Consider the following 12,966-nt stretch of genomic DNA (forward strand, 5'->3'; position numbering starts at 1 on the left):
GTGCCAGGCCATGACGGTCGGGCTCGACGGCTGACACTGCACTCTGCAATCCATATGAATTTGATAGGGAAGGAACACCACAATGGCTATTACTAAAGACCAACTGATCGCTGACCTGGCTGAAGCAGTAGACGCACCGAAAACTACCGTGCGCGCTCTGCTGGACCAACTGAGCCAAGTTGTTGCTGACCAGCTGGAAAACGGCGGCGAAATCACTCTGCCAGGCGTTGGCAAACTGAAAGTGACCGAGCGTCCTGCCCGTACTGGCCGTAACCCTTCGACCGGCGCTGCCATCGAAATCGCTGCCAAGAAAGTTATCAAGCTGGTTGTGGCCAAAGGCCTGACCGACGCTGTTAACAAGTAAGACGCAGCAAAAGAAACCGTGCTCCGGAGCGATCCGGGCACGGTTTTTTGTTGCCTGCGATTTACTGTGGTTGCGGGGTTACTGTGGCGAGGGAGCTTGCTCCCGCTGGAGTGCGAAGCGCTCCCAGACTTTTGGGGCCGCTGCGCAGCCCAGCGGGAGCAAGCTCCCTCGCCACAATGGATCAGTCGCGCACCCAGCGCTGGCGCCAGATCTGCTGCTCGTTCTTGGTCTGGAAGGTCCAGGCCACGAAACGGCTTTGCTTCTGGCCCTGGGACATTTCCACCACTTGGCTTTCCAGCACGCCGGCTTTTTTCAGGGCTGTCTCGATAGCGGGCAAGTTTGACGCTTTTGACACCAAGGTGCTGAACCACAACACCTTGTGGGCAAAATGCGCGCTCTCGGCAATCAGCTGCGTCACAAAGCGCGCTTCGCCGCCTTCACACCACAGTTCAGCTGATTGGCCACCGAAGTTCAGCACCGGCAACTTGCGCTTGGGGTCGGCTTTGCCCAGGGCGCGCCACTTGCGCTCGCTGCCCTTGGTCGCTTCGTCCATGGACGCATGGAACGGCGGGTTGCACATGGTCAGGTCAAAGCGCTCACCCGGCTCCAGCAGGCTCAGCAGGATCTGCTTGGGGTTGGTCTGCTGGCGCAGTTGGATGACTTTGCTCAGGTCATTGGACTGCACGATTGCCTTGGCGGCGGCCACGGCGATAGGGTCGACCTCCGAGCCGAGGAAGTTCCAGCGGTACTCCATGTAGCCAATCAGCGGGTAGACGCAGTTGGCGCCCATGCCGATGTCCAGCACCTTGACGATCGAACCGCGTGGGATCTTGCCGTCATTGACGCTGGCCAGCAGGTCGGCGAGGAAGTGCACGTAGTCGGCACGCCCCGGTACCGGTGGACACAGGTAATCGGCCGGGATGTCCCAATGCTGGATGCCATAGAACGACTTGAGCAACGCTCGGTTGAACACCCGCACCGCGTCCGGGCTGGCGAAGTCGATGCTTTCCTTGCCGTACGGGTTGATGATCACGAATTGCGCCAGTTCCGGCGTGGTCTTGATCAGTGCCTGGAAGTCGTAACGGCCTGTGTGGCGGTTGCGCGGGTGCAGGGTGGCCTCTTTGCGCGGCACGACGGGTTTGGCCGTGGTTGCGGTTTTAGGCTTCTTGCGCGGAGGTTTTGGCGTGCTGGGGGCGGTCATGATGATTCTGGTGTTGGCTCAAAGTGGTGGGCATTGTCACACATCCTGAGCCTGTCCCGGTCAAATGTGGGAGGGGGCTTGCTCCCGATTGCGGTGGACCCGCCAGTTCATAGGTAGCTGAGACACCGCTATCGGGGGCAAGCCCCCTCCCACATTGACTGTATTGCCAGCCTGGCATTGGGAGTCTCCAGGCAAAAAAAAGAGGCCCGAAGGCCTAATGCAAGTCAGTTAAGGGCAAACACTGTACCTGTGGCGAGGGAGCTTGCTCCCGTTGGACTGCGCAGCAGTCCCAGTCTTTTGAAACAAAGAGCTGGGGCCGCTTCGCGGCCCAGCGGGAGCAAGCTCCCTCGCCACAGGTTATTTTTTACCCTTTCTACGTCTTAACTGACTGGCATTAGGCCTGAAGGCCTCTTTCTTAAACGCGGTCCACCTTACAGGCTGGAAATCCGCGCATGTTGCTCCGCCAGCTTGCCCAAGGCCTGTTCAGCCTCGGCCAACTTGGCGCGTTCCTTGTCGATCACTTCCGCCGGCGCCTTGTCGACGAACGCCGCGTTGGACAGCTTGCCGCCCACGCGTTGCACTTCGCCTTGCAGGCGGGCGATTTCCTTGTCGAGACGGGCCAGTTCCGCACCCTTGTCGATCAGGCCAGCCATCGGCACCAGCACTTCCATGTCACCGACCAGTGCAGTGGCAGACAGTGGTGCGTCTTCGCCGGCCGCCAATACGGTGATCGACTCCAGCTTCGCCAGCTTTTTCAGCAGTGCGTCATTCTCGCTGAGACGACGCTGGTCCTCGGCACTGGCGTTCTTCACGAACACCGCCAGTGGCTTGCCCGGCCCGATGTTCATCTCGGCGCGGATGTTGCGCGTGCCAAGCATCAGGGTCTTGAGCCATTCGATATCGCTTTCGGCGGCTTCATCGATGCGCGCTTCGTTGGCCACCGGCCAAGGTTGCAGCATGATGGTCTTGCCTTCGATACCGGCCAGTGGCGCCAGGCGCTGCCAGATTTCTTCGGTGATGAACGGCATGAACGGATGCGCCAGGCGCAGCGCCACTTCGAGCACGCGTACCAGGGTACGGCGAGTGCCGCGCTGGCGTTCAACCGGCGCGTTTTCGTCCCACAGCACGGGCTTGGACAGTTCCAGGTACCAGTCGCAATACTGGTTCCAGATGAACTCGTACAAGGCTTGTGCAGCCAGGTCGAAACGGAACTGGTCGAGCTGGCGGGTCACTTCGGCTTCGGTGCGTTGCAGCTGCGAGATGATCCAGCGGTCGGCCAGGCTCAACTCATAGGCTTCGCCGTTCTGGCCGCAGTCTTCGCCTTTATCCAGCACGTAGCGCGCGGCGTTCCAGATCTTGTTGCAGAAGTTGCGATAGCCTTCGACGCGACCCATGTCGAACTTGATGTCGCGACCGGTGGACGCCAGCGAGCAGAAGGTAAAGCGCAGGGCGTCGGTGCCATAGCTGGCGATACCGTCGGCGAACTCGTCGCGGGTCTGCTTCTCGATCTTCTTCGCCAGTTTCGGCTGCATCAGGCCCGAGGTGCGTTTCTGCACCAGGGTTTCCAGGTCGATGCCGTCGATGATGTCCAGCGGGTCCAGGACGTTGCCCTTGGACTTGGACATCTTCTGGCCCTGGCCATCACGCACCAGGCCGTGCACATACACGGTCTTGAACGGTACTTGTGGGGTGCCGTCCTCGTTCTTCACCAAGTGCATGGTCAGCATGATCATCCGGGCAACCCAGAAGAAAATGATGTCGAAGCCGGTGACCAGCACGTCGGTGGAGTGGAATTTCTTCAGGAATTCGGTCTGCTGCGGCCAGCCCAGGGTGGAGAAGGTCCACAGGCCCGAACTGAACCAGGTGTCCAGTACGTCGTTGTCCTGTTGCAGCGCAACGTCCGCCCCCAGGTTGTGCTTGGCGCGCACTTCGGCTTCGTCGCGGCCGACGTAGACCTTGCCCGACTCGTCGTACCAGGCCGGAATGCGATGGCCCCACCACAGCTGACGGCTGATGCACCAATCCTGGATGTCGCGCATCCACGAGAAATACATGTTTTCGTACTGCTTGGGCACGAACTGGATACGGCCGTCTTCCACGGCGGCAATGGCAGGTTCTGCCAGCGGCTTGGTAGACACGTACCACTGGTCGGTCAGCCACGGCTCGATCACGGTGCCGGAGCGGTCGCCCTTCGGCACTTTCAGGCCGTGGTCGTCAACGCTGACCAGCAAGCCGACGGCGTCGAAGGCGGCAACGATCTGCTTGCGCGCTTCAAAACGGTCAAGGCCAGCGTATTCAGCCGGGATCTTGCCGTCGATGCTGTCGTTCAGCGTGCCGTCCAGGTTGAACACCTGGCAGGCCGGCAGAACGGCGGCATTCTTGTCGAAGATGTTCAGCAGCGGCAGGTTGTGGCGCTTGCCGACTTCGTAGTCGTTGAAATCGTGGGCCGGTGTGATTTTCACGCAGCCGGTGCCGAATTCAGGGTCGCAGTAGTCGTCCGCGATAATCGGGATGCGGCGGCCCACCAGCGGCAGCTCGACAAACTTGCCGATCAGCGCCTGGTAGCGTTCGTCGTTCGGGTTAACGGCTACGGCGGCGTCGCCGAGCATGGTTTCCGGGCGCGTGGTGGCGACGATCAGGTAGTCGTTGCCTTCAGCGGTCTTGGCGCCGTCGGCCAGCGGGTACTTGAGGTTCCACAGGAAGCCTTTCTCGTCGTGGTTTTCCACTTCGAGGTCGGAAATCGCCGTGTGCAACTTGGTGTCCCAGTTGACCAGGCGCTTGCCGCGATAGATCAGGCCGTCTTCATGCAGGCGCACGAAGGCCTCTTTCACAGCTTCCGACAAGCCGTCGTCCATGGTGAAGCGCTCGCGGCTCCAGTCCACGGACGAGCCCAGGCGGCGGATCTGACGGCTGATATTGCCGCCGGACTGGTCTTTCCATTCCCAGATCTTTTCCAGGAATTTCTCGCGACCCAGATCATGACGGCTCTGGCCGGTGGCTTCGAGTTGGCGTTCCACGAGCATCTGGGTGGCGATGCCAGCGTGGTCGGTGCCCGGCTGCCACAGGGTGTTGCGGCCCTGCATGCGGCGGAAACGGATCAACGCATCCATGATCGCATTGTTGAAGCCGTGGCCCATGTGCAAGCTGCCAGTGACGTTCGGTGGCGGAATCATGATGGTGTAGGAATCGCCCGCGCCTTGCGGGGCGAAATAATTCTCGGATTCCCAGGTGTTGTACCAGGAAGTTTCGATAGCGTGCGGCTGGTAGGTCTTATCCATGCGCGGCGGGACCCTAGTTGGCATTTATTCAGGAAAGCCGGCAAGTATAACGGGGGCGGACGAGGAGGGCGAGTTGAAGACGGGCTTAAGGCTGATGCAAGACTAATGGGGGAGGGGGCTTGTGGTGGTGAGGGGGCTTTTCCCCCGACGGGCTTACCGAAAAACCAAGGGGACTGCTTCGCAGTCCAGCGCGGGGCAAGCCCGCTCACCACAGCAAGCCCGTTCACCACAGCGAGCGCCACAGGGGATTTTGGTGTGGTTTAAGACTGGTACTGGCTCAGCAACCGCTCCATCCGCGCATCCAACCGACGCTTGATCTCGGTTTCGATATGCGGGGCAAAGTCGTCGATCACGTCTTGCATGATCAGTTGCGCGGCGGCGCGCAGTTCGTTGTCCAGGTGCAGCAGCAGGGCGTCGGGGCCTTTTTCGGCCGTTGCAGGGGCGGCGGCCTTGACCACCGGCGCCGGCTCGACCGGCTTGCCACCGACCATATCGAATAACAGCGGAATCTGCGGCTCGCCCTCGGCGGGCTCGGTCAACAGCGGCGGCTGCACGTTATCATCACCCAGCAACTGACGGATCGACTCCAGGTCGTCCAGCAGGTGGTCGTCTTTTTTTAGAGGGTTTGGCGTGTCCATCATTTACTCAAAGTCGTTGTAGCCGGTGATCCTGCAGAGGATAGCCCTGTTCGCGGTAGAAACGGAAACTCTCCCGCGCGGCCTGACGAATAGCCGGATCTTCCACCACCACTTCCGCCACACGGGCGAATGCCTTGGCGAACGGCGGCACTTTCAGGTCCAGGTTGACCAGCAGGTCGTGGTGATCGCCGCAACTGTCGCCTAAACCCAGCACTACCAGGCCTTCAGGTTCAGACTCGGCGGGGCCGTGGGGCACGAAGCTTTCGCCCTTGAAGCGCCACAGGCGGGCATCCAGCTCGTCGCGCTGGGCGGCATCGCTGCAATGCAGGTAGATGCGGTGGCCCATGCGCCAGGCTTTTTCGGTGAGTTTGCAGGCAAAGTCCAGGCGCGCGAGCGGGTCGGCGCTGGGCAATATATAGAAGTCGACTTGGGTCATTGCGGTTCCTGGGCGGCCTCAACAAGGGTAAAAGGCAGCTTGTTGTGGCGAGCAAGCGTGCTTGCGCTGGGGTGCGAAGCGCCCCCAAAAAGCTGGGGACTGCTGCGCGGTCCAGCGGGAGCAAGCGCCCTCGCCACATCAAGCCCGCTCAGACCGGGTCAGGCCTTGGCGCGATCCAGCAGGTATTGGGTCAGCAGGGGCACCGGGCGGCCAGTGGCGCCCTTGTCCTTGCCGCCGCTGGTCCAGGCCGTGCCGGCGATGTCCAAGTGCGCCCAGTTGAAGTTCTTGGCAAAGCGCGACAGGAAGCAGGCAGCGGTGATGGTGCCGGCTTTCGGGCCGCCGATGTTGGCGATGTCGGCGAACGGGCTGTCCAGCTGTTCCTGGTACTCATCGAACAGCGGCAGTTGCCAGGCGCGGTCGTCGGCGGCCTTGCCGGCGCTGAGCAGTTGCTCGATCAGCTCATCGCTGTTACCCAGCAGGCCCGACGTGTGGGAGCCCAGGGCGACGATGCAGGCACCGGTCAGGGTGGCGATGTCGATCACGGCCTGCGGCTTGAAGCGCTCGGCGTAGGTCAGGGCATCGCACAGCACCAGACGGCCTTCGGCGTCAGTGTTGAGGATTTCGACGGTCTGGCCGCTCAGGGTGGTGACGATGTCGCCTGGACGGGTCGCGCCGCCGCTCGGCATGTTCTCGGCGCAGGCCAGGATGCACACCAGGTTGATCGGCAGCTTGAGTTCCAGCACGGCGCGCAGGGTGCCGAACACGCTGGCGGCGCCGCCCATGTCGTACTTCATTTCGTCCATGCCCAGGCCCGGCTTGAGGCTGATGCCGCCGGTGTCGAAGGTGATGCCTTTGCCGACCAGGGCGTAAGGCTTCTCGGACTTCTTGCCGCCGTTGTATTGCATCACGATCAGGCGTGGCGGCTGGTCGCTGCCTTGGCCCACGGCATAGAACGAGCCCATGCCCAGTTCCTTGATCTTCTTCTCGTCCAGCACTTCGACTTTTAAGCCCTTGAACTCTTTGCCCAGCGCCTTGGCCTGTTCGCCCAGGAACGTCGGGTGGCAGATGTTCGGTGGCAGGTTGCCCAGGTCGCGGGTAAAGGACATGCCGTTGGCGATGGCCTGCGCGTGGGTCACGGCGCGCTCGACTTCGGCCTGGGCAGCCTTGATGGTCAGCAGGGTGATTTTCTTCAGCGCACGCGGTTCGGCTTTCTGGCTCTTGAACTCGTCGAAAATATAACCGCCGTCCACCAGGGTTTCGGCCAGCAGGCGGGTTTTGCCGTAGCTGTCACGGCCTTTTACAACGATTTCATCGAGGGCCAGCGTCGCATCGCTGCCGCCCAGGCCCTTGAGGGTCGTGAGGATGCCGCTGATGATCTTGCGGAACGGGCGGTCGCCCAGTTCGGCGTCTTTACCCACGCCGACCAGCAACACGCGCTCGGCCTTGAGGTTGGGCAGGCTTTGCAGCAGCAGGCTCTGGCCGACTTTGCCGGCCAGGTCGCCGCGCTTGAGCACCGCGCTGATGGCGCCGCCGCTGAGTTCGTCGAGTTGCTTGGCGGCAACGCCGAGCTTGCGGCCTTCGCCGATGGCGACCACGAGGGTGGCGGTTTTCAACGTTTCGGGGCTAACGCTTTTTACAACCAATTCCATTTTCGGGTCCCTTATAAAGGTCTGTTAGCCAAGAGTCTGTACTCCGGCTTTAATACCAGGCAGCTGTGTAAACCGCCGGTGACAAAGGCCGCAGTTTGAACCTCGCCGACGGAGCCTGACAACCCTTGCCACCTGCTTTGTGCATGTGCATGAGGTTGCGCAGTGACAGGCGCGGTCAATCACAGGATAATGCGCCATCTTTTTAGCCGGCCCTGTGTCAATGGGCTGACTCGGTATGCTTGCTTGTTTGGCCGCCTTAGCCTGACAACCCTGGAGTGTCTGGTTTGATCGTCTTCCGTTATCTGTCCCGCGAAGTCCTGTTGACCCTGAGTGCCGTGAGTGCGGTATTGCTGGTCATCATCATGAGTGGTCGTTTCGTCAAATACCTGGCCCAGGCTGCCTCCGGCGCCCTCGATCCGGGCTCGCTGTTCCTGATCATGGGCTTTCGCCTGCCGGGTTTCCTGCAGCTGATCCTGCCGTTGGGCCTGTTCCTCGGGATCCTGCTGGCCTACGGCCGGCTGTACCTCGAAAGCGAAATGACCGTGCTCTCGGCCACCGGCATGAGCCAGCAGCGTCTGCTGGGCATGACCATGATCCCGGCCGCCGGCGTCGCGCTGATTGTGGCCTGGCTGAGCCTGAGCCTGGCCCCTCAGGGCGCCATGCAGTTCCAACTGGTGCTGAACAAACAGGACGCGATGACCGAGTTCGACACCCTCGAACCCGGCCGCTTCCAGGCGCTCAATGACGGTTCACGGGTGACCTACACCGAAACGCTGACCGACGACCGCGCCAACCTGGGCGGTGTGTTCATCTCCGAGAAGCGTCTGGGCCAAGACAAGAAGGACCGTGGTATTTCCGTGCTGGTGGCTGATTCAGGTCGCCAGGAAGTGCGTCCTGACGGCAGCCGCTACCTGATCCTGGAAAATGGCTATCGCTACGATGGCAGCCCAGGCATGGCGGATTATCGCGCGATCAAGTACGACACCTATGGCGTGATGCTGGCTCGCCCGGACATCAGCGATGAAGTCACCGACCGCGACGCCATTCCCACGACCGACCTGTTCGGCAGCAAGGAACTGCGCTCCATTGCCGAGTTGCAATGGCGGATTTCCCTGCCGCTGCTGGTGTTCATCGTGACGTTGATGGCCGTGCCGCTGTCGCGCGTCAACCCGCGCCAGGGCCGTTTCCTCAAGCTGTTGCCGGCAATCCTGCTTTACATGGCTTACCTCACCATCCTGATTTCCGCCCGTGGCTCCCTGGAAAAAGGCAAGTTGTCGCCGACGCTGGGCCTGTGGTGGGTGCACGGGATCTTCCTGGTGATTGGCCTGGGGCTGCTCTACTGGGAACCGATCCGTTTGAAAATGAAGAGCCGTCGTGGCCAGAAGGAGTTGGCTCGTGGCTAAGCTCGATCGCTACATTGGTAGCAGCGTACTGATCGCCATCCTGGCGGTACTGGGCATCATCCTGGGCTTGGCCTCGTTGTTCGCCTTCATCGATGAAGTCGGCAACGTCAGCGACACCTACACGGTGTGGGATGTGCTGAGCTACGTGGCCCTTACCGCGCCGCGCCGTCTCTACGACATGATGCCGATGGCTGCGCTGATCGGTTGCCTGATTGGCCTGGGCAGCCTGGCCAGCAACAGTGAACTGACCATCATGCGCGCTGCGGGTGTGTCCATTGGGCGCATCGTCTGGGCCGTGATGAAACCCATGCTGCTGCTGATGGCCTGCAGCGTGCTGATCGGCGAATACGTGGCGCCACCGGCCGAAACCACCGCCCAGGCCAACCGCGCCCTGGCGCAGGGGTCGGGCGATGCGCAAAGTTCCAAGCACGGCCTGTGGCACCGTCAGGGTGAAGAGTTCATCCACATCAACGCCGTGCAGCCAGGCGGCCTGTTGATTGGTGTGACGCGCTACACCTTTGACAAAGAACGTCACTTGCTGGAGTCGAGCTTCGCCAAACGTGCGCAATACAGTGGCGAAAAATGGCAACTGAGCGACGTTACCACCACGTACTTCCGCAATATTGGCCAAGGCACCAACGCCCGTACCGAAGTGATCAACGTGCCGAGCGAAGAGTGGGATATCGCCCTCAAGCCGGAACTCTTGAATACCGTGGTGATGATCCCGGAAAGCCTGCCGATCTCGGGGCTGTGGAGCTATATCCACTACCTCAAGGACCAGGGCCTGAACAATGGCCGTTATTGGCTGGCATTTTGGGTCAAGGTGTTGCAGCCGGTGGTCACCGCGGCGTTGGTGTTGATGGCGATTTCGTTCATCTTCGGCCCGTTGCGTTCGGTAACCCTGGGCCAACGCGTGTTTACCGGCGTGCTGGTGGGCTTCACCTTCCGCATCGCCCAGGACCTGCTGGGCCCGTCGAGCCTGGTGTTTGGTTTCTCGCCGCTGTTTGCGGTGCTGGTGCCGACTGCCATCTGCGCCCTGGCCGGGTTCTGGCTGCTGCGCCGGGCGGGCTAGCCGCGCGCTTATGAACAAAAAATGCCCCGGTCGAGAGATCGGGGCATTTTTGTTCTGGTCAGCAAAGATGACGCCTGGCCTGAGCATCAGGTACAATTCCCGGCTATTTTTCAGCGGGCAATCTGCCTGCAGCCTTTTTGAGTGTTGATCCGTGAGTGATTTGAGTCATATCCGCAATTTCTCCATCATCGCCCACATTGACCATGGTAAGTCGACGCTGGCCGATCGATTCATCCAGATGTGCGGCGGCCTTGCCGAGCGTGAAATGGAAGCCCAGGTACTGGATTCCATGGACCTCGAACGCGAGCGCGGGATCACCATCAAGGCCCACAGCGTGACCCTGTACTACACCGCCAAAGACGGTATCAAGTACCAACTGAACTTCATTGACACCCCGGGCCACGTCGACTTCACCTACGAAGTCAGCCGTTCCCTGGCGGCCTGCGAAGGTGCGCTGCTGGTGGTGGACGCGGGTCAGGGCGTTGAAGCCCAGTCCGTGGCCAACTGCTACACCGCCATCGAGCAAGGCCTGGAAGTGATGCCGGTGCTGAACAAGATCGACCTGCCACAGGCCGATCCGGACCGCGTCAAAGAAGAAATCGAAAAAATCATCGGCATTGACGCCACCGACGCCGTCGAGTGCAGCGCCAAGACCGGCCTGGGCGTCGACGAAGTGCTCGAGCGCCTGGTCAAGACCATTCCCGCCCCCACCGGCAACTACGAAGATCCGCTGCAAGCGTTGATCATCGACTCCTGGTTCGACAACTACCTGGGCGTTGTTTCTCTGGTACGCGTGCGCCATGGCCGTGTGAAAAAGGGCGACAAGATCCTGGTCAAGTCCACCGGCAAGATCCACCTGGTGGACAGCGTCGGTGTGTTCAACCCCAAGCACACGGCTACCACTGATCTGAAAGCCGGTGAAGTAGGCTTCATCATCGCCGGTATCAAGGACATTCACGGTGCACCGGTCGGTGACACCCTGACCTTGAGCTCCACCCCTGACGTCGACGTGCTGCCGGGCTTCAAACGCATCCAGCCGCAGGTCTACGCCGGCCTGTTCCCGGTCAGCTCCGACGACTTCGAAGATTTCCGCGAAGCCCTGCAAAAGCTCACCCTCAACGATTCGTCGTTGCAGTACACCCCGGAAAGCTCCGACGCCCTGGGCTTCGGCTTCCGTTGCGGCTTCCTCGGCATGCTGCACATGGAGATCATCCAGGAGCGTCTTGAGCGCGAGTACGACCTGGACCTGATCACCACCGCGCCGACGGTTATTTTTGAGCTGGCGCTGAAAACCGGTGAAACGATTTACGTCGACAACCCGTCCAAGCTTCCAGACCTGTCTTCCATCGAAGACATGCGTGAACCGATCGTGCGCGCCAATATTCTTGTGCCGCAGGAACACCTGGGCAACGTCATTACCCTGTGTATCGAAAAGCGTGGCGTACAGCACGACATGCTGTTCCTCGGTACCCAGGTGCAAGTGACCTACGATTTGCCGATGAACGAAGTGGTCCTGGACTTCTTTGACCGTCTCAAATCCACCAGCCGCGGCTATGCTTCGCTGGACTACCATTTCGACCGGTACCAATCGGCTAATCTGGTGAAACTGGATGTGTTGATTAACGGCGACAAGGTCGATGCCCTGGCACTGATCGTGCACAAGGACAACGCGCACTACAAAGGTCGCCAGTTGACCGAGAAGATGAAAGAACTGATCCCGCGCCAGATGTTCGACGTTGCGATCCAGGCCGCCATCGGCGGGCAGATCATTGCGCGGACCTCGGTCAAGGCCCTCAGAAAGAACGTACTGGCCAAATGCTACGGCGGTGACGTAAGCCGTAAGCGCAAGCTGCTTGAAAAGCAAAAGGCCGGTAAAAAACGCATGAAGCAAGTGGGTAACGTGGAAATTCCACAAGAAGCCTTCCTTGCGGTGCTCAGGTTGGATAGTTAGGTCCTATGTCGCTAAATTTCCCGCTGTTGCTGGTCATCGCCGTTGCCGTTTGCGGTCTGTTGGCATTGCTCGATCTGGTCTTCTTCGCCCCGCGTCGTCGGGCGGCTATCGCGTCCTATCAGGGCAGCGTCAGCCAGCCCGATGGCGTGGTCATCGAGAAGCTGAACAAAGAGCCTTTGCTGGTTGAATACGGCAAGTCGTTCTTCCCGGTGTTGTTCATCGTACTGGTGCTGCGCTCGTTCCTGGTGGAGCCGTTTCAGATCCCGTCGGGCTCGATGAAACCGACCCTGGACGTGGGCGACTTCATCCTGGTGAACAAGTTTTCCTATGGGATCCGCTTGCCGGTGATCGACAAGAAGGTCATCGAAGTCGGTGACCCGCAGCGCGGCGATGTGATGGTGTTCCGCTACCCGAGCGACCCGAACGTCAACTACATCAAGCGTGTGGTCGGCCTGCCGGGTGACGTGATTCGCTACACCAGCGACAAACGCCTGTTCATCAACGGTGAATCGGTGGCCGAGAAATTGATCGGTTCCGAACCGAACAGCCTGGGCAGCGCCGAGCTGTACCAGGAAAAACTCGGTGCGGTCGAGCACGAAATCCGCAAGGAAATGAGCCGCTACCGCGCGACGCCTGATGGTGAATGGAAAGTGCCGGCCGGGCACTACTTCATGATGGGCGACAACCGTGACAACTCCAATGACAGCCGCTACTGGGATGATCCCAATATTCCCAAGGACCTGCTGGGCATGGTTCCCGACCAGAATATCGTCGGCAAGGCCTTTGCGGTCTGGATGAGCTGGCCGGAACCCAAACTCAGCCACCTGCCGAACTTCTCGCGAGTCGGGCTGATCAAGTAATACAAGCGGCGCTGTGAACACAGCGCCGAATGCTTTTCTGGGGCTCGGACATTTCCGGCCTCATGCAGCGCCAACCAGGATTTGAATTTGAACACTGCGTCAATCGTCGATGGC

General features: G+C 60.4%; 10 protein-coding genes. 5 read left to right on the forward strand and 5 right to left on the reverse strand.

From position 1 onward, the window contains the following. Window positions 1-82: 82 nt before the first annotated feature. Window positions 83-364, forward strand: coding sequence for an HU family DNA-binding protein (locus ACI512_RS09220; protein ID WP_003188840.1), 282 nt, complete (start codon window positions 83-85; stop codon window positions 362-364). Between the two features lie 181 nt (window positions 365-545). Here the strand turns inward: ACI512_RS09220 and rlmF are convergent, their stop codons facing one another. From rlmF to ACI512_RS09245, 5 genes are all read right to left on the reverse strand, one after another. Continuing rightward, window positions 546-1,565, reverse strand: a complete 1,020-nt coding sequence (rlmF, locus tag ACI512_RS09225) for a 23S rRNA (adenine(1618)-N(6))-methyltransferase RlmF (RefSeq protein WP_064054843.1) — start codon at window positions 1,563-1,565, stop codon at window positions 546-548. 431 nt (window positions 1,566-1,996) lie between these two features. Further along, entirely contained in the window at window positions 1,997-4,843 is a 2,847-nt protein-coding gene (locus ACI512_RS09230; protein WP_236383063.1) for a valine--tRNA ligase, read from the reverse strand. A 260-nt stretch (window positions 4,844-5,103) separates the two neighbouring features. After that, window positions 5,104-5,481 carry a hypothetical protein gene (locus tag ACI512_RS09235; RefSeq protein WP_043204835.1) on the reverse strand — a complete coding sequence of 126 codons (378 nt, stop codon included), beginning with the start codon at window positions 5,479-5,481 and terminating at the stop codon, window positions 5,104-5,106. A gap of 7 nt (window positions 5,482-5,488) precedes the next feature. Further along, window positions 5,489-5,917 (reverse strand): DNA polymerase III subunit chi, encoded by a 429-nt coding sequence (locus tag ACI512_RS09240; RefSeq protein WP_012722396.1) that lies wholly within the window; start codon window positions 5,915-5,917, stop codon window positions 5,489-5,491. Window positions 5,918-6,075: 158 nt separating this feature from the next. Then, complete coding sequence (locus ACI512_RS09245; protein ID WP_064054846.1) at window positions 6,076-7,566, reverse strand: leucyl aminopeptidase; 1,491 nt, start codon at window positions 7,564-7,566, stop codon at window positions 6,076-6,078. Window positions 7,567-7,850: 284 nt separating this feature from the next. Here ACI512_RS09245 and lptF point away from each other — a divergent pair, with 284 nt between their 5' ends. From lptF to lepB, 4 genes are all read left to right on the forward strand, one after another. Next, on the forward strand, window positions 7,851-8,969 hold the full coding sequence (lptF, locus tag ACI512_RS09250; protein ID WP_093542066.1) for an LPS export ABC transporter permease LptF: 1,119 nt from the start codon (window positions 7,851-7,853) through the stop codon (window positions 8,967-8,969). Beyond that, entirely contained in the window at window positions 8,962-10,041 is a 1,080-nt protein-coding gene (lptG, locus tag ACI512_RS09255; RefSeq protein ID WP_046034392.1) for an LPS export ABC transporter permease LptG, read from the forward strand. Before lptF ends, lptG begins: the two co-directional genes overlap by 8 nt. A 151-nt stretch (window positions 10,042-10,192) precedes the next feature. Further along, entirely contained in the window at window positions 10,193-11,992 is a 1,800-nt protein-coding gene (gene lepA / locus ACI512_RS09260) for a translation elongation factor 4 (protein ID WP_003210439.1), read from the forward strand. A gap of 5 nt (window positions 11,993-11,997) precedes the next feature. Then, window positions 11,998-12,852: a signal peptidase I gene (gene lepB, locus ACI512_RS09265; protein WP_012722400.1), complete on the forward strand. Its 855-nt coding sequence runs from the start codon at window positions 11,998-12,000 to the stop codon at window positions 12,850-12,852. The last annotated feature ends 114 nt before the right edge of the window (window positions 12,853-12,966 follow it).

The sequence above is a fragment of the Pseudomonas petroselini genome, from assembly GCF_045037875.1.
Classification (GTDB): domain Bacteria; phylum Pseudomonadota; class Gammaproteobacteria; order Pseudomonadales; family Pseudomonadaceae; genus Aquipseudomonas; species Aquipseudomonas petroselini.